The organism is Niallia sp. FSL W8-1348 (genome assembly GCF_038006745.1).
Lineage (GTDB): Bacteria > Bacillota > Bacilli > Bacillales > Cytobacillaceae > Niallia > Niallia alba.
In genome coordinates this window covers 679701-703046 of the sequence record NZ_JBBOVV010000001.1, presented here as the reverse complement: position 1 = coordinate 703046, position 23346 = coordinate 679701, and the positions used below count along the sequence as shown (strand labels likewise).

22 protein-coding genes are annotated in these 23346 nt (G+C 35.0%); 17 read left to right on the top strand and 5 right to left on the bottom strand.

Annotated features, from left to right (window positions below):
• Nucleotides 1-54: 54 nt before the first annotated feature.
• Nucleotides 55-888, bottom strand: a complete 834-nt coding sequence (locus NST60_RS03415) for a MurR/RpiR family transcriptional regulator (RefSeq protein ID WP_016200768.1) — start codon at nt 886-888, stop codon at nt 55-57.
• 187 nt (nt 889-1075) lie between these two features.
• Here NST60_RS03415 and NST60_RS03410 point away from each other — a divergent pair, with 187 nt between their 5' ends.
• From NST60_RS03410 to NST60_RS03395, 4 genes are read left to right on the top strand one after another with little or no spacing between them, the layout of a single operon-like run.
• On the top strand, nt 1076-1954 hold the full coding sequence (locus tag NST60_RS03410; protein ID WP_016200769.1) for a hypothetical protein: 879 nt from the start codon (nt 1076-1078) through the stop codon (nt 1952-1954).
• Nucleotides 1951-3663, top strand: a complete 1713-nt coding sequence (locus tag NST60_RS03405) for an ABC transporter ATP-binding protein (protein WP_016200770.1) — start codon at nt 1951-1953, stop codon at nt 3661-3663. Before NST60_RS03410 ends, NST60_RS03405 begins: the two co-directional genes overlap by 4 nt.
• Nucleotides 3650-4468 (top strand): energy-coupling factor transporter transmembrane component T family protein, encoded by an 819-nt coding sequence (locus NST60_RS03400; protein WP_341098158.1) that lies wholly within the window; start codon nt 3650-3652, stop codon nt 4466-4468. The genes NST60_RS03405 and NST60_RS03400 overlap by 14 nt, the downstream gene beginning before the upstream one ends.
• Before the next feature lie 11 nt (nt 4469-4479).
• Nucleotides 4480-5253 carry a PHP-associated domain-containing protein gene (locus NST60_RS03395; RefSeq protein ID WP_016200772.1) on the top strand — a complete coding sequence of 258 codons (774 nt, stop codon included), beginning with the start codon at nt 4480-4482 and terminating at the stop codon, nt 5251-5253.
• Nucleotides 5254-5321: 68 nt separating this feature from the next.
• On the opposite strand, the gene NST60_RS03390 is transcribed toward NST60_RS03395, so the two are convergent.
• A complete protein-coding gene (locus NST60_RS03390) occupies nt 5322-6089 on the bottom strand; it encodes an IclR family transcriptional regulator (protein ID WP_016200773.1) in 768 nt (255 codons plus the stop codon).
• A gap of 409 nt (nt 6090-6498) precedes the next feature.
• Between NST60_RS03390 and NST60_RS03385 the strand changes: the two genes are divergently transcribed.
• Complete coding sequence (locus NST60_RS03385; protein WP_016200775.1) at nt 6499-7011, top strand: DoxX family protein; 513 nt, start codon at nt 6499-6501, stop codon at nt 7009-7011.
• Nucleotides 7012-7080: 69 nt separating this feature from the next.
• On the opposite strand, the gene NST60_RS03380 is transcribed toward NST60_RS03385, so the two are convergent.
• Both NST60_RS03380 and NST60_RS03375 read right to left on the bottom strand, forming a co-directional pair.
• Nucleotides 7081-7635: a sugar O-acetyltransferase gene (locus NST60_RS03380; RefSeq protein WP_224427528.1), complete on the bottom strand. Its 555-nt coding sequence runs from the start codon at nt 7633-7635 to the stop codon at nt 7081-7083.
• Nucleotides 7632-8531, bottom strand: coding sequence for a LysR family transcriptional regulator (locus tag NST60_RS03375; RefSeq protein WP_101730173.1), 900 nt, complete (start codon nt 8529-8531; stop codon nt 7632-7634). Before NST60_RS03375 ends, NST60_RS03380 begins: the two co-directional genes overlap by 4 nt.
• A gap of 129 nt (nt 8532-8660) precedes the next feature.
• On the opposite strand from NST60_RS03375, the gene NST60_RS03370 reads away from it, so the two are divergent.
• From NST60_RS03370 to NST60_RS03330, 9 genes are all read left to right on the top strand, one after another.
• Nucleotides 8661-9908: an APC family permease gene (locus tag NST60_RS03370; protein ID WP_016200777.1), complete on the top strand. Its 1248-nt coding sequence runs from the start codon at nt 8661-8663 to the stop codon at nt 9906-9908.
• 118 nt (nt 9909-10026) lie between these two features.
• Nucleotides 10027-10704: a DUF554 domain-containing protein gene (locus tag NST60_RS03365; RefSeq protein ID WP_016200778.1), complete on the top strand. Its 678-nt coding sequence runs from the start codon at nt 10027-10029 to the stop codon at nt 10702-10704.
• A 159-nt stretch (nt 10705-10863) separates the two neighbouring features.
• Entirely contained in the window at nt 10864-11346 is a 483-nt protein-coding gene (locus NST60_RS03360) for a pyridoxamine 5'-phosphate oxidase family protein (protein WP_016200779.1), read from the top strand.
• A gap of 629 nt (nt 11347-11975) precedes the next feature.
• Nucleotides 11976-13088: an ABC transporter ATP-binding protein gene (locus NST60_RS03355; protein ID WP_169188259.1), complete on the top strand. Its 1113-nt coding sequence runs from the start codon at nt 11976-11978 to the stop codon at nt 13086-13088.
• Nucleotides 13085-14023, top strand: a complete 939-nt coding sequence (locus tag NST60_RS03350; protein ID WP_169188260.1) for a carbohydrate ABC transporter permease — start codon at nt 13085-13087, stop codon at nt 14021-14023. Before NST60_RS03355 ends, NST60_RS03350 begins: the two co-directional genes overlap by 4 nt.
• A complete protein-coding gene (locus NST60_RS03345; RefSeq protein WP_169188261.1) occupies nt 14020-14838 on the top strand; it encodes a carbohydrate ABC transporter permease in 819 nt (272 codons plus the stop codon). Before NST60_RS03350 ends, NST60_RS03345 begins: the two co-directional genes overlap by 4 nt.
• Nucleotides 14839-14897: 59 nt before the next feature.
• On the top strand, nt 14898-16235 hold the full coding sequence (locus tag NST60_RS03340) for an ABC transporter substrate-binding protein (RefSeq protein ID WP_169188262.1): 1338 nt from the start codon (nt 14898-14900) through the stop codon (nt 16233-16235).
• 70 nt (nt 16236-16305) lie between these two features.
• Nucleotides 16306-17067, top strand: coding sequence for a glycerophosphodiester phosphodiesterase (locus NST60_RS03335; RefSeq protein ID WP_016200784.1), 762 nt, complete (start codon nt 16306-16308; stop codon nt 17065-17067).
• Nucleotides 17060-17905, top strand: coding sequence for a glycerophosphodiester phosphodiesterase (locus NST60_RS03330; protein ID WP_016200785.1), 846 nt, complete (start codon nt 17060-17062; stop codon nt 17903-17905). The genes NST60_RS03335 and NST60_RS03330 overlap by 8 nt, the downstream gene beginning before the upstream one ends.
• 100 nt (nt 17906-18005) lie before the next feature.
• On the opposite strand, the gene NST60_RS03325 is transcribed toward NST60_RS03330, so the two are convergent.
• On the bottom strand, nt 18006-19250 hold the full coding sequence (locus NST60_RS03325; protein WP_169188264.1) for a helix-turn-helix domain-containing protein: 1245 nt from the start codon (nt 19248-19250) through the stop codon (nt 18006-18008).
• A gap of 120 nt (nt 19251-19370) precedes the next feature.
• Between NST60_RS03325 and NST60_RS03320 the strand changes: the two genes are divergently transcribed.
• The 3 genes from NST60_RS03320 to NST60_RS03310 all read left to right on the top strand — a co-directional run bounded on the left by NST60_RS03320 (nt 19371) and on the right by NST60_RS03310 (nt 23331).
• Nucleotides 19371-19892: an MFS transporter gene (locus NST60_RS03320; RefSeq protein ID WP_341098155.1), complete on the top strand. Its 522-nt coding sequence runs from the start codon at nt 19371-19373 to the stop codon at nt 19890-19892.
• Nucleotides 19877-20662, top strand: a complete 786-nt coding sequence (locus NST60_RS03315) for an MFS transporter (protein ID WP_341098154.1) — start codon at nt 19877-19879, stop codon at nt 20660-20662. Before NST60_RS03320 ends, NST60_RS03315 begins: the two co-directional genes overlap by 16 nt.
• Before the next feature lie 302 nt (nt 20663-20964).
• Complete coding sequence (locus tag NST60_RS03310; protein WP_224427531.1) at nt 20965-23331, top strand: polyprenyl synthetase family protein; 2367 nt, start codon at nt 20965-20967, stop codon at nt 23329-23331.
• Nucleotides 23332-23346 lie beyond the last annotated feature (15 nt).

Genomic DNA, 23346 nt, shown 5'->3' with positions numbered 1-23346 from the left:
ATGTTTTATAATTACATTGCTTTTTTATTTAAATGATATCCATCACAAAAAATACTATCTTGGTAGTAAATGATCATAATGTTGTCTTAATTCACTAATTTTTTCTAATCGCTTCATATTGTCTGCTTCATTCTCCGCTCCTATAGCAAGGACAAGATTTTCAATTAAATAGGTGGGGCCAATCATCGAATGAAATTCCCGAATATCTCCTCTACTTGCAAACAAAACAATATCAGTCTGTGTCATAAATTCCGAAATTAGTTGATCTGTAATAATAATGACTTTATAGCCGATTTGCTTGCGATAATCCATAAGTGCCTGTGCTTCTGGTAGCAATCGGATAAAGCCAAAAATGACGACTACATCCTCTTTGGAAAAATGGATAAAATCTTCTATTAGTTCACTTCCGCCTTTATAAAGAATAGAAAAGTCCAAACCATATCTAGACATACGGTACTTCATTAATTCTCCAAGTCCTAAAGAAGGACCAGGGCAATATAAATAGATTTTTTTTGCGTTAATAATGGTATGTACAGCTTTTTTAAATGTCTTTTCTTGAAATTGTTCAATCGTTTTATACAAATGGTGGATTGAGGAATTAAGGGTATGATAGGGGAACGCTTGTTTATCCACCATATTGATGACCTTTTTTATTTTCTTGGCAGGGGAAGGTTTGAGTTGGGAGGCGATTTCTCCTTTAAATTCTTTTAAATTATTATAGCCGATTATTCGCCAAAATCGAGAAACAGAGGCAATGCTAACATTTACTGCTTCTGCTATTTCTTGTTCCGTTGATAAAAGGACTTGGTGGGTATTTTTTTGGATATAGTCTGCGATTTTGTATTGGCTTGGTGACATAGATTTTGTATTCCAATTAAACGTCAGCATGTTGTTTTTCCTCTCCATTATTTTGCACTTAGCATAACATAGTTTCTTCTCCGAATATCTTCTATGATAATTTTTTTACATAATGTTATAAAACGATAATAAATTTACGTTGCTTTTACTTGTCTACCATATTTTATTAAATTCTGTGAATTATGATAAAGGTATTCAAATAAAGGAGGCAAGTAATATGAATCAAATAAAAGATAGGTATGTTTTAACACAGTCTCAGAAGATGATGGTATTCATTTTATCTATGTCCTTATATGGACTTTCCAACATGATTACAGAACTTATTCCTGCTTTTCATCTTGGTCCTGTCGAATTTTCTGTTGAGTATTTTGCCTTTATTCCATTAACCTTATGTATGCTATTTCATCCTTTATATGCAGCAATTGGTGCTGCTTTAGGAGAAGTCATTTTTGGAGAGATTATGTTAGGACAATTTGGTGGTTTTGGTGAACTAGAAAAATTTATTACTTTTTCGCTTGCGATGTTTATTGCTGGTTCCCTTGTAAATGATCCAAAGAATAAACGGCAGGTCGGCTTTGCGGCGATTATTGGTGTCATTATTCACCAGGCATTAAGTGCAATGGTTGATATTGGAAAAGTATGGATTGGTGTAGAAGAACTGGAGACTGTTCCAGGTTTAGCGGAAAGTGTAGTAATTGTGGAAGGATTTGCTTTCTTAAATGACGTGTTATTTTCTGGCATCTTATTTGCGCTATTGCCAACCTTGTATTTAGTACCACGCTTATATGGGAAAATAGAGCCGTTATTAGGAATGAAGCCGAGAAATAATAAAATGAAGTATTCGATGGGAAGTATTGTGACGCCTAAATTGGTCATTGTTGGTATTATGCTTGCTTGTTTCGCATTTTTCTTTGAATACTTATCAGAGGTTGGGTTTAATGTCGAATGGGAAGCAGATTTTCTGGAGAGATATGGTGATTGGGTTATTTGGGTAAGTATTGCTACTGCAGCATTCATAGCTGGTATTACTTTAGGTATCATGCAGAAAATGAAAAAGAAAAATAATGCTGGTAACGAAGAAAGGATTCAACTATGACAGTTCAAATTGAAATAGATCAAGTTTCCTTTCATTACCCAGGCATAGAGGAACCAGTATTAGATAACGTCTCTTTAACGGTTGATAAAGGTGATTTTCTTGCGATTATTGGAAGTAACGGGAGTGGGAAATCCACTCTCTGTAAATTAATAAATGGTCTTATTCCTCATTATTATGTAGGGGATTATTCAGGAAAGGTTACCGTCAATGGGCTTGTTACTTCCGAGCATAAAGTAACAGACTTTTCTTCTCATGTTGGCTATGTTTATCAAGATTTTGAGAATCAACTTGTTAGTCCACGTGTGTTAGAGGATGCGAGCTTTGCACCTCTTAATTTTGGTCATATAGATTACCTGGAAAGAGGAAAAAGGGCACTACATTTAGTTGGATTAACTAATCATGATAATGAATTCATTTGGCAATTAAGTGGAGGTCAGAAACACCAGTTGGCTCTTGCAGGAGCATTGGCCCTAGATCCAGATATTCTCATTATTGATGAACCTATTGCCCAATTAGATCCAGAGCATGCTACACAAATCTATGATATTTTGAAAAAATTAAATCGAGAATATAGGAAAACAATTATTGTTATTGAGCATCATACCGAATTTATTGCGGACTATTGTAACAAAGTAGTTCTAATGGATGCGGGGAAAGTTGTTTGGAAAAAGGATACAAAAGAAGCATTAACGGAAGTAAGTGAGTTGTTGCAACGGCAAATTTATCCACCACAAGTAACATTAGCTGCTTTTCAGTTAGGCTATCCAAAGGAGCAATTGCCAATAACCGTGGAAGAAGCGGAGAGCGTCTATGGGACTGTCTCTCTAACGGAGAAAGAACAAAATATAGAGATAGAAAATGAATTTTCAATGCGTGAACGATTGATAGAGATAAAGGATGCAAGCTTTTCACATAAACTTGTTGATCGCTCTAAAAAACAAATAGTAAAAAATATAAACATTGATATTTATAAAAATGATTTAATTGCATTAATTGGAAACAATGGAGCTGGAAAATCTACGCTTATGCGTCTATTAACGGGACTAGTGAAACCAGAAGATGGAGAAATAGTAGTTCAAGGTCAAAATACCCGTTATTGTTCGCCGGAAAAGCTGGCAGATGTCGTTACATATATTTATCAAAATCCAGAAGAGATGTTTATTGAAGACTGCGTGAGAAGGGATGTGGAGTTCTTTTTAAAAGCGCGGAAGGTTCCAGGATATGAGGAACAAGTAGATAAAGTCTTGAAGCAATTTGAATTGACAGAGTTGCAGGAAAAGGACAGTCGATTAATGAGTGGTGGTCAGCAAAGAAGAGCATCCTTGGCAATTGGGGTAGCAATGAATCCTTCTATTATTTTGTTGGATGAACCGACGGCAAATCTTGATATGGCGACTCGTAAATATATTACGAAACTAATTAATTCTTTAAAAGAGCAAGTGGGAGCTGTTCTTATTGCTACACATGATATGCAGCTTGTTGCAGAATGGGCGAACAGAATTATTGTTCTTCATGAAGGAGAAGTCATTCATGATGGAAATCGTGAATCCGTATTCCAAAACTATGCCTTACTAGAAAAAGCGGGTCTAAAAGTACCTCAAATTTTAGAATTAAGCAGAAGGTTAAAACAGAAAAATTTAGCCTATACGGTGCAGGATTTTGTTCAATCGATCGAAAGAAAGGAGCGCTTACTAAATGGAGTACACTAGAAAATTAACAGAGAAACTTTCTGTAGAACAAGTGAAAATTGAGCTGCTTAATACTGCATATGGAAATAATGAAACGTTTTTGGCGAAGCTTGATCCACGCACTCTATTTATTTGGTATTTATATTTTGGAATTGCTCCTTGGTTTATTCATAATCAAAGTATACTAATAGGGTTATTTCTATTTATGATCATTACAACTTTCATGTCAAAAGTAACACCGTTAGTAATTATGATTTTATGTCTCGGTTTACTAGGACAAGGAGGATATTTACTTATTGCCTCTTGGTTTTTTGGTGGTGATTCACAAGTAATTGTTCCGCTATTAACACTAACATTAAAACTATCGATTATCTCTTTAGCAAGTATTACCGTTTTTTGCTCTATGGATCCAGAAAAATTAAGTAATGGTCTTTTGAAAATTGGCGTACCTGGTCAAGTATCCTTTAGTATTGCATATGGATACCGCATGCTACCAAGTCTTTTAGAAGAATATCACCATATATTCCTTTCCTTTCGATTACGTGGGAAGGCTCCGGAGAAGCATGGTATTTTCTATTGGCGCTCGCTTATTTATTTTTCAAAGATAGCAGTTCTTTCCTTTTATCCATTACTACTAAGTACTGCAAAAAGAGCACGTACAACAGTAGAGGCATTAGAGACAAAAGGAAGTTTTTATGCATTTAGTCGTCCTGAAATAAAGAAAATTAAACTTGCGCATCTTCGCTTTCAATTTAAAGATTATATTTTTTTAATCTTATCTACACTGTATGTTTTGTTTTTATATACATTTAAGTTTTTTTTCTAGGGGGAATATAAATGAAAATTGATTTTCACAGTCATGTTAAAATATCTAAAAAAACAGAATTTATGCCAGAGTATTTTCATGAAATGATGAAAGAAGCAAAAGAGGCTGAATTAACGGCGTTAGCAATGACAGAGCACTTTAATACAAGAAGATATACGGATATCTATCACTATCTTGATAAGCATTTTTCGTATGAGAACGACTATTACCAAATAGACGGTTTGAAGTTGTTCCCTGGAATAGAAGTGGATGTGAAAGAAATCGGTCATATTTTGCTTATTGGAAATCGAACTGATATTTTATCGATACGAAGTTTGTTAGAGAGTAACACAAGCGAGGATAATTTTCTTTCCTTTGATAAGCTTTTGGATATCGCAGAACAGTATGATGTTCTGAAAATTGGAGCACATGCTTTTCGGGAAAGTACACCTCTTTATCATTTGAAGGCAGATCAACTGAAGCGATTAGATGCCCTTGATTTAAACGGAAAAGATTTATTTTCTCAAGGAAAAAACGTCTATCGACAGAAACTAGAACCTTTTGCAGAAAAACTAGGTCTTCCGATTGTAGGAGGAAGCGATACACACCATTTTTTACAATATGGCTGTATCTATAATGAACTGAAGAACGATTGTGATACAGTAAGGGATTTAAAAGCTTCTATCCTTACAAAACAATATAAAATTCATATTTCTGAGGATTTGAATCTTAAGGTGAAGGCAGCGACTTTAACAAAGAAGTGGATGAAAAAAGTAGTGGAGAAAGAGAAGCTGTTGTTTGGGTAATGATAAAGAGACGTGCAAAAATGGTTGCTATTTCTTGCACATCTCTTTTTTAGTACGTTAGATTGTTTTTATTTAATCGGAACCCCATATCGCATTTCCTCTGATAACTCATTTCCAGTCTTTTTAAGAAGTTGGATATAATCCTCAAGGGTATCATCATCCACTCTGGATACTAGTGTAGAAATGCTTAATGCGGCAAGTATTTGTTTATGCTGATTAATGATTGGTACAGCGATACAGCGAACACCTAGTTCATTTTCTTGGTCATCAACTGCATATTCTTTTTCACGTACTTTTTCTAATTCAGTCAGCAAAGCTTCTTTCGTCGTAATTGTACGGTTTGTAGCTTGTTCAAAAAGATATTTTGTTAGCAATTCATCTACTATTTCTGGCTTTTGGTAAGCTAACAGCGTTTTTCCGATTGCTGTACAGTGAAGAGGTATTCTTCGTCCAATTCGAGAGTAACGGATTACCGAATTAGCTCCTTCTTCCTTATCAATATATACACCTGCATTCCCATCTAAAATTCCAAGATGGCATGTTTGACCAGTTCTTTGAGCTAACTCAACAAGATATTTATTAGCAATTTGTCTGATGTTTAATGTATTAATAACTAAGTTTCCTCTTTCCACTAGCTTTAAGCCTAATCGATACTTCCCGTTCTCTGGATTTTGATCCATATAGCGTGATGCTTGAAGGGTCTTTAATAAAGAATGAACGGTGCTCTTATGAAGTCCCATTTGGTCACTAATTTCCGTAATTTTTAATTCTGTCGTGTGATCGTTAAATAAGTCTAATATTTGAAGAGCACGTTCAACAGATTGAATGATTGGCATAGTATCTTCTCCATATTTGTTTTATATTATTTAACTGATTGCTATGATAGAAAACATCTAGTTGATACATTTACATTAATATAGCTATTTGAAAATAGCAACGGCATTTTATAAATAATGAAAAAATTCTAAAATGATTTTATGTAAGTGTTTACTTTTAAGGCATGTAGAAGCAGGGAAAACCAGTTAAAGTATGATTGGAAATGTCCATTCTCATTACACAAATTGTGTCGTTCACAATTAAGCCATAACTTTGTGAACTAAATGTGAATAACATCACAATAACCTTTCTTACGTTAGGAATAGTGCTATTATAAAAGTGTAGTAAGAAACAAACAAGATCTTGTAAAAAATAATGTGAAACAATGAACAAACTAATAATTAATCAATCTTAAGGAGATGGAGTAAAATGTTAGACTTATTAAGAAATAATAAAGTGGTTGCAGGAATATTAGCTTTTATAAGAATTTATCTTGGCTATCAATTTATACATGCAGGTTACGGAAAGATAACAAGTGGTGCATTTGACGCAAGTGGATTTTTACAAGGTGCGATTGCGAATAGCACAGGAGATCACCCAGCAGTACAAGGGTGGTGGGCAACGTTTTTAGAACATGTAGCACTACCTAATGCAGATTTATTTACATTCTTAGTTCAATGGGGAGAATTACTTGTTGGGATAGCATTAATCTTAGGGTTATTCACAAGCTTCGCAACATTAATGGGTATGGTCATGAACTTCGCCTTCCTCTTTAGTGGAACAGTAAGTACAAATGGACAAATGATTTTGTTAGCAATATTCGTAATCGTAGCAGGAGCAAACGCTGGTAAATTTGGTCTTGACCGTTATGCAATGCCATATATTAAAAATCAGTTTAACAATAGAAAAAATAAACATAAAAAAGAAACAGCGATTGCTTAAGAAGTTCCTCATTAGATTATAGAAAAGAAGGCTTGTCAACTGTTAGCAGTTATGGCGAGCCTTTTTAGTTTATTCAGATTCATTAATTTCTATGTTTTTTATAATTTTTGCTGGATTTCCAGCCACAATTGTATTTGCAGGGATATTTTTGGTAACGATAGATCCAGCAGCAATAATGGAATTGTCGCCAATACTTACCCCAGCTAAAATTACACAACTACCACCAATCCAAACATCATTTCCTATTGTAATTGGAATTGCATAGCCACTACTATTTCTATTTTTAGGTTCAATGGAATGTCCAGCAGTATATATTCCCACATTAGGACCAATCATACAGTTATGTCCAATTCTAACTTCAGCCATGTCTAAAATAGTACAATTATATCCAGCATAAAAGTTATCTCCCAGATGAATGTTGTAACCAAGATCACAATGGAAGTTGTGTTCTATACTGGGGTTTACGCCAACACTTCCAAACAGCTCCTTTATAATGACCTCTCTTTGTTCTGCATTTTCTATGTTGCTATTATTAAATATTTGAACTAGTTTGTGGGCATGAATATTTTTCTTTCTTAGTTCCTCTGTCCCACGTTCATAATAAATTTTCCTTGTATCACTCATCCAAATTTGCTCCCTTTATTTTTATGGTTTTCTTTTTCTTCCTCTTGTTTAAAATAGGCTGTTGCTTCTTCGATAAAATAGTGAACTATCGGAGAAACCCATCTGCTTTTATGATAAAAAAGGAAGGAAGCAACTTGACCATGTTTCGTATCTAAACGTCGTGCCGATAAACGGCCATCTTTTAATTCGTTTTGGATCGTAATTTCTGGAACAAGTGCCAATCCTAAACCACATTGCACACATTGCTTAATTGCTTCAATGCTCCAAAATTCATGAAAAGAAGTAGGCGTGATTTTTTCTTCTTCGATGAATTTATCAAAAATTGTTCGGTAAGGGCAATTACTTTCCGAATAAAGAATCGAATTTGGTTGCATATGATCTGGTGAGGAAATGATACTCATATGTTCATCTAACATTTTAATAGTTTCCAATGATGGATGCTTTTTAAATTCTAGATTAAGAAGCAAGGCAATATCTAAATCCCCAATTTCTACTAAATGCTGAATTTCCTCACATGTCCCCATTCGTACTGATAAATGCACATCTGGAAACTTTTCTTTGTAAGCCTGAATGATAGTAGGAAGGCGGTAAACTGTTAACGATTCTGATGCCCCAATTGTAATTTTTCCTTTTTTCGTAATAGAAGATTGGTGCAGTTCTTTTGCTCCTTTATGTAGACGAAGCATTTCATTCGCATAGGGAAGAAACGATTTGCCAAGCTCTGTTAAGGCAATGGCTTTCCCTAGTCGATCGAATAACGGACCTTCTAACTCGATTTCTAAAGCTTGAATATGGGAGGTAATCGTTGATTGTGCATAGCCAAGCTGATTAGCTGCTTTTGCAAAACCACCTGCTTCCACAATGGCTTTAAATGTTTGTAAATGTCGAATTTCCATTTTTATCACTCTCCTATTATCGGAAAAAACGATATCATTTATCGTATATATCTATTTTACTGAATGGTAAGAGGCAAATACAATAGGAAGTAAGAAATAATTAAAAATTGATGGAAATGAGGAAAAAGAATGAATCAAAGGAAAATCGGTTCCTTGACGTTAAGTGGCTTAATCATTGGGCCACTCTTAGGATCAGGAATTATTTTATTACCAACCATTATTTATGAGAATCTAGGAAACTATGCGATTTTTGCATGGCTAATTATGTCTATAATCGGTATCTGTTTTGCTTATGTATGTGGAGAATTAATTATTAAATTTCCCGGAGAAGCAGGTCTTGGCAATGCAATGGAAAAGGCATTCGGAACAAAAATAAAAAATCTCGCTTCTGTTTTTCTTATAATTGCAGCACTTATGGGCCCAGTGGCAGTTATGATGACGGCAGCAGAATATATTCAGACATGGTTATTTCCAGATAAAATAAAAGTTGAGTGGATTGCGATTGTGCTATTAGTTATGAATGGGCTGATTTTATTATTTCGATTGAACTTTCTCGGTAAATTATCCTTTATTATCTCTACCTTGGCCGTGTTGATATTAGTTAGTGGAAGTATATATGCTTTGCTTAATGAGCCTTCTGGTACTTGGACTTTTCCTGATTTTCATTTTTCTTCTTTTGGCTATAATCTTTTGCTGCTTTTTTGGACGATTGTCGGTTGGGAGATTGTGGGGAATTATTCGAGTGAGGTGAAAAATCCGAAAGCAACAATCCGAAAAGCCATCTTTTTTAGCGCTGCTGTTATATTGATCGTCAATTTAGTTCTTTCTGCGGCCGTCCAATGGACAATGTATAACAGCACATTTTCTATTCGTTTAACTGGTATCATGTATCCGCTATTTGGACAATTATCTGTTGGATTATTAGCGCTCGTAGCAACTGGGCTTTGTATAACAACACATTTAATGGTAGTTGGTGGAGTAGCGAGACTTGTAGCATCATTATCAAAATCTGTTTCATCTTTTCATTTTCTCACAAAAAAGCTCGCAAATGGTGCACCATTTAAAGCAATTGCTTTCCTTGTATCGATCCATCTTTTCTTTGCAGTATTAGTTCTATTAAAAGTGATGACAGTAGAACAGCTTGTTGGCTTTGCGAACGCCTTTTTTATTGCTAATGCACTAATTGGCTTATTTGCAGCAATCAAATTATTGAATAATCCATGGATAAAAGGAATGGCAATGATGTTAAGTGTCCTATTTGGAATTTTGCTATTACGTTCTTCTGTCATTTCTTTAGTTGTTATCTTTGCTTTAACCTTTTTATTGATCGGATGGCGCCATGAAAGACATAACAGCCAAGAAAAGCTTGATATTTGATGAAAAATTACCAAAATGTAATGGAATAGGATAAAATGGCTTTATATATGGGAGCATTATTATTTTTAACTTAAGTAATGCGGCGTTTATAAAAATATAAAGTCAAGGAGAATAGAAATTGATTGGAACATTATTTAACTGCTTTATGATTCTAGCAGGCTGTACGATTGGAAGCTTTTTGAAAAAGGGGATTAAAGCAGAGTATCAAGATATTTTAATGCAAGCAATGGGGCTTGCCGCAACTGCTCTTGGAATTCATTCCATTGTTCAATATATGCCAGACAGTAAATACCCTGTTCTGTTTATTGTCAGTCTTGCTATTGGTGGTTTAATAGGGGAAAAATTAGACATTGAGAATGCTTTTAAACGAATTGTGGATAAATTTTCAAAAGGAAATCTAGCAGAAGGGTTATCGACGGCGATCTTACTTTTTTGTGCAGGTACTTTATCCATATTAGGACCTATTGAGAGTGCACTAAGAGGAAATCATACATATCTTTTTACAAATGCTATTTTGGATGGTGTTACTTCTATTGTATTAGCATCTACTTTTGGATTTGGAATTGCAGTTTCTGCTCTAGTTTTATTTGCATGGCAAGGCTTTTTTTATGTAACAGCAGGATTACTTGCAAACTTTTTAACGACTGATTTACTAGCAGAAATATCGATTATTGGTGGAATTCTTATACTTAGCTCAGGGTTGAGCATATTAGGAGTTAGAAAATTTAAGACATTAAATCTCCTACCGTCTCTATTAATACCAGCCATTTGGTTTGTAATTTTAACGCTATTTTAGATAAAATATTTGTCTGAGTTTATTGTTTATTTTGGAAGCTGGTTGATCCTCCTCAATCAATTTAAAATATGAAACTTCTTTTTAAGTTGAATTTTACCTATGATTAAAAGTTCCTAATAAGGGGAATATACTTTTAAAACTATTCAAGAGGTGATAGAGATGGAAAACACTTTTAAACAAGAAGAACTTGAAACGTTAAGAGAGCTGATAAATGATGTGGATACGGCGATGCTGACAACTGTTTCAGAAGAAGGTCTTGTATCCCGTCCGATGAAAACGCAAGAAGTAGAGTTTGATGGAGATTTATGGTTTATTACAAAGAAAGATACCGATAAGTATGAAGAGATTTTACATGAAAATGATGTGAATATCTCTTATGCAGGTAAATCTTTTGTTTCTATTAGAGGTAGAGCTGAACTTGTAGATGATCTCGCAAAGAAAAAAGAATTATGGAGTAAATCCTATGAAAAAATCATGCAAACTTCTTACGACGATCCGAATGTCGTTTTAATTAAAGTGAAAACTGAGGCAGCAGAGTATTGGGATACGGGAAGCTTCACAAAGAATATCGCCTTTTTCTATAAAAGAATGACAGGCCAAGAAGCAGAAAACACAAATATTAATGAAACATTAGAATTATAAGTGCACGTAAAAAGCTTAGAGTTTACTCTGAGCTTTTTGAGGATGGGACATAACTAAATAGATACTCTGTAAAGACGAACAATTTCTAATATAGCTAGTAAATAGCGGCTGCTTTCGCATACTTTTTACAAGAGGAAATATAATTAGTTGGAAAAACAGAGCAGCCGGAATACACGAAGACTCCTATGGGATTAGCGAGACAGTCTGAGACCCTGCAGGCCACAGGCCGAAGCGGCTCAGCGCGAGCCCCATGGAAAGCGAAGTGTATTCCGGCTGCGGGGAATCGCACCAAACTTCATGGAAACATCCTTTGAAAAACAAATAAAAGCCCGAACAATTATACGGAACATTCATTAGCATCTTCGTATAATTGTTCGGAATTATCCTTGGCTGGAATACTTATGTCCCAGCCTCTTTTTTTCATGGGGAAACAGTGGGACGGTTCTTATGAGGACATTTATGGGAAGCAGTGAACCGTCCTTTGAGGCCCAAATTGTGAAGAACGTAAAGGGAAATTGTAGTTTTGTCAAGCGGTTATTAGGAGTTTGTTAATGATTGGTAAATTCGGTTTCTTTCCTAAAATTCTATGGTTAAATAGGAATGTAATTTAATTGGGGAGGGGTTTGTTAGTGGTAGCAGTAGAAATGAAGGACATTTCTAAATCATACGATAAGCAAAAATCAGTGATCGACCAGATTAGTCTTTCCATAGAAGAGGGAGAATTTTTTGTTTTAGTAGGTCCATCGGGATCTGGAAAAAGCACTTTACTACGAATGATTGCTGGTCTCGAAGAAATTTCAGGTGGTGTCTTGAAGATGAATAATCAAGTTGTAAATCATCTGCCTCCAAAGGATCGCAATTTATCGATGGTATTTCAAAATTATGCATTATACCCTCACTTAACAGTTGAACAAAATATTCTTTTCGGTTTACGTGCCAAGAAAGTAGACAAGATGGAGCAACAAAAAAGATTACAAGAAACAGCTGAGATGATGGGGTTATCAGATTTATTAAAACGTAAACCAAAGCAATTGTCTGGCGGTCAAAGGCAGCGAGTGGCATTAGCGAGATCGGTTGTAAGTGAAGCACCTATTTGTTTAATGGATGAGCCGCTTTCTAATTTAGATGCAAAACTTCGTGCTCATATGAGAATAGAAATTCGCCGCTTACAAAAAAAGCTTGGGTTAACGATGATTTATGTGACCCATGATCAAGTAGAGGCAATGACAATGGGAGATCGAATCATGGTTTTAAATGATGGGAAAATCCAACAAGTAGGTGAACCAATAACTTTATATAATCAGCCTGCTAATTTATTTGTTGCATCCTTTATCGGTTCACCAAAAATTAATTTGAGTGAGGCAAAGCTAATGGACCATAAATTAGTTCTGGAGAGTGGACTGCAAATTACAATGGATAAAGAAGATATTTTATCGTTACTGTCTTATCCAAATCTTACGATGGGGATAAGAGCGGAACATATTTTACCAGGAACAACAGAACAGACGAGCCATACTTTAGAAGTAGTAAATGTAGAACAGCTAGGGAATGAAACCTTATTAACATTTGAAGTGGGTAAAGAGCTTTGGACAGCAAAATGGTTAGGACAATGGAGAATTCAAGCTGGAGATCATGTACCAGTCCAGTTGTCCTCAAAGAATATTTGCTTTTTTGATTCTGAATCAGGCGCATTAATTCGACCTGCTGTTGCTATGAGAGAACAAGAGGTTGTTGGCTTATGAGTGGTATCGTTTATCAACAGGAAGTACAGCATTCCGTAGATTTTATAAAAGAAAAAAAGAAACAGCGTTTACAGCATTTATACAAAGGGGTGTTATTTCTATTACCTTCAATTCTATTATTCAGTGTCTTCTTATTTTATCCATTGGGGAAAACAGTCTATTTAAGTTTTTTCTTAACAGATAATCGAGGGGATACAACTGTATTTGTCGGCATGGATAATTATCTCGAAATTTTTAAATCACCAATCTTTTTGCAAAGCTTAAAATCGACCTTGCTTTTTGCCTTATACACTGTTCCGGGAACTATTATCGTCAGTTTATTCCTGGCAATCCTTGCAAATGAAAAACTTCGTGCGATCGGTGCTTTTCGAACTGTCTTTTCCTCTTCTATGGGGATTTCTGTTGCAGCAGCTTCCGTGTTTTGGATATTCTTATTTCATCCTACGATTGGCTGGTTAAATCGTATTGTGAAAATATTCGGATTGGAGCCAATTGGTTGGTTAACCGATCCCAATTGGGCCCTCTTTTCTGTATCTGTCTCAACCATTTGGATGAATGTCGGCTTTACATTTTTGATTTTATTAGGAGGACTGCAATCCATTGATTCCTACCTATATGAAAGTGCCGATATAGATGGAGCAGGTTACTTTTATAAGCTGAGAAGAATAACGGTTCCGATGCTGTCTCCTACCTTATTTTTTGTAATGACAGTTACGCTAATTAATGCCTTTCAAACATTTGGCCAAGTAGATATGTTAACGAGAGGAGGACCACAGAATGAAACTAATTTAATCGTCTATTCCATTTATCAGGAGGCGTTTATGAATTACCAATATGGTACAGCGAGCGCACAAGCAATTATTCTTTTTGTGATTATCCTTGTTTTAACCATCATTCAATTTAAGCTTGGGGAAAGGAAGGTTCATTATCAGTGACATTGCCAATCCATAAAAAAGTTATCTTTTATCTATTGTTGACTGTATCAGCATTGCTTATTTTTTCTCCAGCGATTATCGCGTTTTTGATGAGCTTTATGTCCTCTCAGGATATTATGACAGGAAAAATAATACCGACCGGATTAACCTTGGACAATTATTTGAAAGTGTTTGAGCGTTTTCCGTTAATGCACTATTTAATAAATAGCTTCATTGTTTCCATTGTTATTATGGTGGGCCAATTAATTCTTGCTAGTTTAGCAGCATATGCATTTGTATTTTTAGAGTTTAAAGGGAGAGATTTTATCTTTTTTATCTTTATTGCCACAATGATGGTGCCGTTTGAAGCATCAATTATTCCAAACTTTCAGACGATAAGAAACCTAAACTGGCTGGATCATTTTAATGGATTGACTATTCCGTTTTTCGCGACAGCATTTGGGACTTTTCTCTTGCGGCAGAATTTCAAGCAAATCCCGAAAGAGTTAAAGGAAGCTAGCGAAATAGCAGGGGTTGGTGACTTTAAATTTTATTTAACAGTTGTTTTACCGATGGCCCAAACAAGTTTGATTACACTTGGTGTGTACGGGTTTGTCACCTCTTGGAATATGTATTTATGGCCGCTGTTGGCGACAACAAATGATAGTGTACGTACTGTGCAAATAGGATTAAGGCAGCTTCAATCACAAGAACAATTAAATGAATGGGGCGTCATTATGGCAGGAGCAATTATTGTTGTTTTGCCAACATTAATTCTATTATTTTTAGGTCAGAAAAAGCTCCAGAAAGGATTAACCGAAGGAGCCTTAAAATAATCTTTGCAAACAAAGTAACCATTTTTATTAACGGTTAAATAAAGGAGTGTAGGAAGAAAATGAAGAAAAGGAAGCAGCTATTAAGTATGTTTATGCTAACACTAGTTTTATTTATTGTAGGATGTAGCAATAATGCAGAATCTTCCACTAATGGAGAAGAGAAGGATGGTCCGACTACCGTTACATTCTGGCATTCAATGGGAGGAGCAGCCCAAGAGGCATTAAATAATATTGTGGAAGAATACAACCGTTCGCAAGATAAGGTGAAAATAAATGCAGAGTATCAAGGTACATATGATGAAGCCTTAACGAAATTCCATACGGTTGCAGGGACAGATAGTGCACCGGCTATGATGCAGGTTTTTGAGATTGGCACAAAGTCGATGATTAATAGTGGATTTGTAGAACCAATTCAAACACTTGTTGATGAAGATGGTTATGATATGAGTGGATTAGAGGAAAATATTACGAACTACTATAAAATGGAAGATACATTTTATTCGATGCCATTTAACTCTTCTACACCAGTTATGTACTACAATAAGGACGCTTTTAAGGCTGCGGGTCTAGACCCTGAGAAAGCTCCAGCTACTTTTGAAGAAGTAGAAGAGGCAGGAAAGGCAATAGCGAAAGCAAACCCAGAAATGAAAGGATTTGCGCTCCAAGCATATGGCTGGTTATATGAGCAATTATTGGCGAATCAAGGAGCATTATTAATGAATAATGATAATGGCCGAACAGACACACCAACAGAAGTAGGATTTACAGATGAACAAGGCAAATCCATTTTTCAGTGGGTAAAACGAATGATTAATGATAAAACATTTGCTAACTACGGTACAAATGGAGATAACATGGTAGCTGGTTTCCTTGCAGGGGATGTAGCAATGTTTATGCAATCTTCCGCTAGTGCGAGAGACGTTATTGATAATGCACCATTTGAAGTAGGGGTTGCATTTATTCCACATCCAGAAGCAGTAGAGAGACAAGGTGTGGTTATTGGCGGAGCCAGTCTTTGGATGATGAAAGATAAAAGTGAAGAAGAGAAAAAGGCTGCTTGGGAATTTATGAAATATTTACAAACTCCAGAAGTGCAAGCAAAATGGCATGTTGGTACAGGCTACTTTGCCATTAATCCAGATGCTTACGACGAACAAGTTGTAAAAGAGGCATACGAGAAGATGCCACAATTAAAGGTAACGGTAGATCAATTACAATCAACGACGTCTTCTTATGCTACCCAAGGTGCTTTAATGGATATGATTCCAGAAGGACGCCGCATTAGTGAAACGGCACTTGAGACTGTTTATAACGGTGGAGATGTCGATGAAACCTATAGCAATATGGTAAAACAATTTAATGAAGCAATTGAAAAGGCGAATCGAGCTAGAAAATAGGACGTTAGGAAAGCAGACTAATTGAATACTTGTTGGTCTGTTTCTTTCCATCAAAAAGGAGGAGAAGAGCATGAACCAAACAAAAATATATGGACATAGAGGAGCAAAAGGAAGATTCCCTGAAAATACTCTTCTTAGTTTCCAACAAGCGATTTTACAAGGAGTTGATGGGATTGAATTAGATATCCATTTAACAAAAGATGGGGAAGTTATTGTTATTCATGATGAATTTTTAAATCGGACAACAGATGGAACCGGCTTTGTAAGAGCATATACTTTGGAAGAAATTAAACAATTTAGTGCGGGAAGCAAGTTCTCCTCTCTTCCTGATTATGAAGAAAGCTGGATAGTAGAAAAAGTACCTACTTTAAAAGAAGTTTTACAACTGCTTGTGCCATACGATATCGAATTAAATATTGAACTTAAAACCTATACGTTTGAATACGAAGGAATAGAAGAAAAGACGCTTGCACTTGTAAACGAATATGGGAATGGTCGTAAGGTAGTCTATTCTTCCTTTCATTTGCCGACCTTGCTAAGAATCAAAGCAATAGATTCCTCTGCTTCGATTGCCTGGTTATTAAATCAAGTAATCTCCAATCCTCTTGATTATATAAAAAGCTTGGAATTAGAGGCCTTGCATCTTCATAAAGAAATGGTGATAGATAATTTGCAAGATTGGCAGGAATTAAGAAAGCTAGTAAGAGTGTGGACTGTAAATCAAGAGGAAGAGATGACTAATCTTATTGATGCAGAAGTGGAAGCAGTGATAACTGATTATCCAGAATTGGCTATAGCGATTAGACAAGAAAGGGCTGTTTCGGTTGAGTAAGTACTTGATTGGAAGCATTGTAATCTCTTTTTTGTTTGTTACTCTTTCTGCCTGCGATAATAATCAGTCGGTAGCCATGGTGAGTCAATCTGCGATAGAAATCGATGACACTCCAAGAGTGATTGCACACAGAGGGGCGAATGAATGGTATAACGAGAGCACTATTACCGCTTATCAAATAGCAGCAGAGACAGGTGTAGATTCACTAGAAATGGACTTGAGAATGACTAAGGATGGCGAATTAATTGTCATGCATGATGAGACAATGGATCGTACGACAAATGGAAAAGGGAAGGTTTCTGATTATACATTAGAAGAAATAAGAGCGTTTCGAACGATGGAATCGGATGATAGCAAGGAAATAACAGAAAAAATCCCAACTTTAAAAGAAATATTAGAAACTTTTCATGATACTCAAAACTATTATATAGAAACAAGGCTCGTTGATGAGAAACTAGCAATGGAGGAAAAACTGATTCAGTTGTTAGAAGAGTATCAGCTTTTAGATAAAGAGTTAGTAACGATTCAGTCATTTTCAGAAGAAAGCTTAATGAAGATAAAAGAATTAGCACCAGATACTGAATTAGCCCTTCTTTTTCGAAAAGGCTCTTTTTCCTTGGAAAAGGCACATACGGTTGATTTCCCTATTATCGGAATAGAGTCTACTGATGTTACAAAAAAAGTGGTAGAGGAATTACATAAGAAGGGAAAAGAAGTTCACGTATATTTTATAAATAAGAAAACACAAAAAGAGGAACAAGAAAGAGTATTGGAATATGAAGTGGATGGTTATTTCACTGATTATATTCATTTTACGAAAGAGATTTTAGCGATATAGAGAAAAAGGGTATGAAGGAATTTATTCACGCCCTTTTTTATTTTTTTGATAAGCTAACATAAGGAGAGAGATTATTGAACTTTCTCAGAAGTTAGCACATTTAGATTAGACGCATGTTTTCATATGTTTCTATACAAAGTGTCTTAAATATAGAGTCAGGTAGGGGTAAAAAGCAGTCATAGGAAATTTTTGCATGCTCTAGTGCTTTATTTATATTATGGAGTTCTTTATAACAAAGAGCAATAAAGGTATCTTTTGTATAATAAATGGCTAGGTCAACTGGATGATTAATATGTTTTGGAACATAAATAGTTTTTAAAATGTTGAGTGCTTTTTTATATTCTTTTACATAATACATCACTTTTCCTTTTTGAAGCATATTCCAATTATCACCGGTTACTTTTTGGTTATTTTCATCAAAAGTTAAATATTGATCAATTATAGACATAGCTTCTTGATATTCTTCTTTTACATGAAGTAAGTATTCCGCATATAGTACATCACAGAGTTCCTCAAAAATTTTATCTTCTACAAATTCTCCATATTGCTTTAATTTTTTTAAGTAGTAATGGAATTTTTCTTCTTCTTTTACTAATAAAGAGACTACTGTAGCAAGTTTATAGATGTCGTCTGTTTTGTAATAGAGTTTTTCTTTTTTAGAATATTCCAATGCTTTTTCCACTGCTTCTGATGTTGCTTTTATGTCACCGAGTGCTGAATAAATGGCGGCAGTATAATAATCCATATTGACTTGAGTCATAGGATCAATCTTTATATGGGTTGTTTCAATGTGTTTTCGTTCTTCCAAATAATATTGTAGAGCTTCTTGATAACGATGTTCCAAAAAAAAGGTTATGCCTCTAAAGATTGCAATGTCTGCACGATTAGCAGTCAGATTAAGTAAATCATAAATTAATGCTGCTTTATCACAATATAATTTCCACTCTTCTCTATTCAGACAAAATAAACTGCGACTATAAATTTCCAACAAGCGAGCTGATTCATAGCTTTCATTCAAATTAGGGATATAAGGCTCAATAAGTGCAATTAGCTTGTTGCTTTGTTGAATGGTCTCCTCTGAGTGTTTAAAATAGATGCGAAATTCTTCATAAATTCTTTCTGCTTTCTCTAATACTTTTCTTAATTCCACATAACTGATAGTCCCTAGTAGTTCCGTAATCTCTACTCCAAGTCTCTCAGCAATATATTCCAAACTCTCCATCGAAGGTTTTGCTTTATTATTTTCAATCTGACTAAGCATGCCTTTCGTTAATCTTTCTCCAGCTAATGCTTCCAGTGTCATTTTTCTTTGTTTTCTTAATGTACGAATTCGTTCTCCTAGCATAATAGTACACTCCTTTATTCGATAGTTTAATTATATTAAACTTTTTCTTGAAAGGGAAATTTTTGTGTGATATGATTTGTTTAATTTAATTAAACTTTATTGGGGAAGGATGGGATTTTGTTGGATGAATATCAGTTAGAAAAGAGAGCGATCTATCATTTATGGACATTTGTAAGTAGTAAATTAATTGCAACAGCCGGCTCGCAAATTTACACATTTGCCATTAGTTTGTATATTTTGCATTTGACTGGTTCTTCGATGAGTTTTGCCGTGAATATGTTATGTAATATCTTGCCTAGAACAATCGTTGCTCCTTTTGCTGGGTCCATTATTGACAGGTATCCTCGAAAAATAATTGCTATTACCGCTCAAACGGTTACTACAATGGCAATAGGTGGATTACTACTTTATAGCATAACAATGGGATTGTCATTACCCGCCATTTATACAACGTCTTGTATCTTGTCGATCACCTCTATGTTTGCAAGTAATGCCTTTACTTCATCATTAACAGGATTAATTGATGAAACTCGCATCCAGAAAGCATCCTCTTTAAATCAAATTGCTATTTCCATTGCGCAAATTGCAAGTCCTGCTATCGGTGGAATATTATTTGGTTGGTTTCTATGTCTGTGTTTTTAACGATCTATCTTATCGCATCATTGATTGCGGTTATACTCGATTCCACCATGAATTTTACCCTTTTTGAAAAAGAACGGGATAAACAGGAGAAGAAAGAATCTGTTTTTCAAAGTTTAAAAGAAGGTTTAAATTATGTAAGGCTGCAACCATTATTGATGACGATCATCAGTATAAGTTTGATCGTTAATTTTATTTTTACAGCATTTAATGTAGGGTTCCCTTTTATCGTTAATACGAAATTACATATGCCATCCGTGCAGTTTGGGATTGTTGAAGGTGCTTTTGCAGTTGGGACGCTACTCCTGTCGATCTATCTGTCTTTTGGAAAGGAATTTAAACAGCCCTTATCAGTTAGTAAAATGGGAATTTTTACTTTAGGATTACTGGTTATCGCTGCAGCTGTTCCTATGCTTATTCCATTTACTTCTTTGTCTGTTTTTATCTATTATTTTGTCCTCATGTTTATATTTGGAGCGGTTAACATTTTGGTGAATATTCCAATCATGGTACTTATGCAAAAAAAAATTGCGAATGAATACAAAGGAAGAGTTTTTACGATATTAGAGACATTTGCTATGGGTATGATGCCTGTTGGTACCTTATTATTTGGCGTACTATATGATCATGTACCAGCACAGTGGGTTCTAATCGTGGCAGGATCTATGTTTATTGTTTCTGTATTAGTATTGGCAAGACCATCAATAATAGAAAAAGCAAATGAATCAAAGCCAATACCATCTATTCCAAAACAAAAAGCTACTTCTGTTTGAAGAATCTTGAGGAGTGCTATCCGGTACTCAGTAGAAGAAAATCGACGAGAAAAGGTAATAGACAGTTAGTTTGTTTACTAAATAACCTCTCTCCCTTTCTACAATGAACAAAAAGTTTAACAAAACATAGTACACAAGAAAATGTATCTAATCCAAAAACTCTCCTTCCAAAACAGGAGGGTTTTTTAATAAAAAATTAAGATTAATAGGAGATAATGAACATTCTAGTTATAATAAAGAAGATAGGTGATTATATTAAACTAGTTAAACGAACTTAAAGTAAAAGCAGAGGTAATGTTCATATGAAAAAAAGAATAAAAGTAAAAATAAATGAGGAATATCGATCGGCGGAGCACAAAGCAGCCCGTTATTTCCATTCCCTTCAAAATCAGTTAACGGATAAGTCTTATGTGTCACGCTTAACGAATGACTTTCAAACTTGGAAGATAAGTCATATTCATTCTCCATCCATCCTTACTTATTTTTCCCGAAAAAAAAGAAAACCAGTTGTAAAAGGATATCGAACCTATATAGAATGGCTAAATTATGTAGGGAAATTAGATGATTATTTAAATCGGAGTATTTCCTATCTTTATATGCGTGATTTAGGAAAGGCCCTCTCTTCTCAATCTACTCAAGAAAGAATAAATGAAGTAGTTAAAAATATGAAAAATCATTTATTAAAGAAAGATGCAGAGGAGGGAAATTTTAGTGTATCCAGTATATATAAGTTAGCTAAAAAAGAAGCGGTCGAACATACGATGATTTGGGTATTGGAAAGACTGAAGCAAGTGACTTCTCATATACCTGCTGGGATGAGTGTAGAGCATGCCCAACGAAAAATACTGAAAATCCTTGCAGGAGTTTTAATGCATGAATTGGAGGAAAGAAGAGAACTAGAGCTTTCAAATCAAGAGCGCCAGACTCGATTAGAAAAAGCGATAAAACTAGGTTTTTATTATGGTTTAACCTATCCTTTAATTGATGATTTGCTTGATGCAAAAATTTTATCGTTGGAAGAAGAAATACAGTATTCCAATTTAATACGACATACATTAGAAACAGGTGAAGTTCCTGACTTAGGTAAATGGTCTGGAAAAAATGAAGAACTCATTCAATTCATTCATAAAGAACTAAAAGAAGCGTTCGAATATATGAAGAAACAGCATGATAATCAAACATGGGAGTTATTTTTAAACCAATCCTATATCTTTTTTCATTCACAAGAGGTAGATAGAAAAAAGGAATTGACCAATAGTACTTATTCTAATGAAGAGTTATATATACCGGTAATTCTTAAATCTTCCGCTTCTAGGCAGATTGTTCGGTCATTAATGAATGCTCCAGAAGATGAAGGGTATGATCAAAGAACCTTTTATTATGGTATTTATAATCAGCTAGCCGATGATTTAGCAGATATGTTTGATGATCAAAAAGATGGGGCAGTTACACCTTATACGTATTATCTTACTTATTATCAAACAAGAAAGGATTTAATTAATCCGTTTGAAATGTATTGGACAGTCATTTCCTATTTGATTCACGATGTATACCATTCTGATTCCAAAACACAGGAAGTTATATTAGACCGGGCAATCAATGGGTTAAAACGGTTAAAGGAAAAATTGGGGGAACAGAAGTATAGTGATTTAATGGGGATTTTAACAAAGGGATTTCCTACCTTTAATCGGTTACTCCAACAAATGGTTGCAAAAGCCGATGATGTTGACTTTTTCGATAAGCTGCTTCGTGATCATATGATTGCCACATTGAAGGAAAATCGTCGCGAGCAGACGGAGTTTTCAGAAATGATTCAATCTATTCGTTCACCTATTGAGAAGATGCTGCCAATTACAGAAAACACAATGTTAGAGAAGGATATCGTGACAGAAGCAGCAAATTATAGTCTTGCAGGGGATGGGAAAAGATTGCGACCGATTATTACATGGTTTATCGGGGTAAAGGAATTGGAGTTAGATGATGCTCAAATCGTTCCATTGTTGCGATCTGTAGAGTATATGCATACAGCTTCTCTTATATTTGACGATTTGCCAACACAGGATAATGCTGTGATGAGAAGAGGGCGCCCAACTTTACATGAAGTATATAATGCTGCAACAGCTGAGTTAACAGGCCTCTTTCTTACACAAAAGGCAATAGAGGAACAAGCTAGTTTACAGGATTTTGCTGGTTCTATTGTGTTAAAACTGATTCAATATACAACAAAGGCTACTGCTGATATGTGTAAAGGACAGGTGATGGATTTAGAATCCAGAAGAAAACAATTATCCCTTCAAGAATTGAATACCCTTTGTTTTTATAAAACAGGCATTGGCTTTGAAGCCGCTCTTCTTATGCCTGCTATTTTAGCAGGAGTTTCAGAAGAAGTTAAGGATCAATTGAAGAAATATGCTTACCATGCTGGCATCGCTTTTCAAATTAAGGATGATTTGCTGGATGCGGAAGGAAGTAAAGAAATATTAGGAAAAGAAGCTGGTATGGATAAAGACAACGATGCATCTACTTTTGTTACAGTACTTGGTTTGGAAGGTGCGAAAAAGGAAATGTGGGAGCATTATTGTATGGCCTTGGAAATTGTTAATTCCTTGCCAAAGAAGACAAGCTTTTTAAAGTGTTTAGTAGATTATATCGTGAATCGAAATCGGTAATAATGATTGGAGAAG

Coding starts and splice junctions, on each gene's coding strand:
- NST60_RS03395 (WP_016200772.1), top strand. CDS start 4,480: ATGAAAATTGATTTTCACAGTCATGTTAAAATATCTAAAAAAACAGAA.
- NST60_RS03390 (WP_016200773.1), bottom strand. CDS start 6,089: ATGCCAATCATTCAATCTGTTGAACGTGCTCTTCAAATATTAGACTTA.
- NST60_RS03375 (WP_101730173.1), bottom strand. CDS start 8,531: ATGGAAATTCGACATTTACAAACATTTAAAGCCATTGTGGAAGCAGGT.
- NST60_RS03315 (WP_341098154.1), top strand. CDS start 19,877: ATGTCTGTGTTTTTAACGATCTATCTTATCGCATCATTGATTGCGGTT.
- NST60_RS03410 (WP_016200769.1), top strand. CDS start 1,076: ATGAATCAAATAAAAGATAGGTATGTTTTAACACAGTCTCAGAAGATG.
- NST60_RS03405 (WP_016200770.1), top strand. CDS start 1,951: ATGACAGTTCAAATTGAAATAGATCAAGTTTCCTTTCATTACCCAGGC.
- NST60_RS03340 (WP_169188262.1), top strand. CDS start 14,898: ATGAAGAAAAGGAAGCAGCTATTAAGTATGTTTATGCTAACACTAGTT.
- NST60_RS03400 (WP_341098158.1), top strand. CDS start 3,650: ATGGAGTACACTAGAAAATTAACAGAGAAACTTTCTGTAGAACAAGTG.
- NST60_RS03360 (WP_016200779.1), top strand. CDS start 10,864: ATGGAAAACACTTTTAAACAAGAAGAACTTGAAACGTTAAGAGAGCTG.
- NST60_RS03385 (WP_016200775.1), top strand. CDS start 6,499: ATGTTAGACTTATTAAGAAATAATAAAGTGGTTGCAGGAATATTAGCT.
- NST60_RS03380 (WP_224427528.1), bottom strand. CDS start 7,635: ATGAGTGATACAAGGAAAATTTATTATGAACGTGGGACAGAGGAACTA.
- NST60_RS03335 (WP_016200784.1), top strand. CDS start 16,306: ATGAACCAAACAAAAATATATGGACATAGAGGAGCAAAAGGAAGATTC.
- NST60_RS03325 (WP_169188264.1), bottom strand. CDS start 19,250: ATGCTAGGAGAACGAATTCGTACATTAAGAAAACAAAGAAAAATGACA.
- NST60_RS03370 (WP_016200777.1), top strand. CDS start 8,661: ATGAATCAAAGGAAAATCGGTTCCTTGACGTTAAGTGGCTTAATCATT.
- NST60_RS03310 (WP_224427531.1), top strand. CDS start 20,965: ATGAAAAAAAGAATAAAAGTAAAAATAAATGAGGAATATCGATCGGCG.
- NST60_RS03350 (WP_169188260.1), top strand. CDS start 13,085: ATGAGTGGTATCGTTTATCAACAGGAAGTACAGCATTCCGTAGATTTT.
- NST60_RS03415 (WP_016200768.1), bottom strand. CDS start 888: ATGCTGACGTTTAATTGGAATACAAAATCTATGTCACCAAGCCAATAC.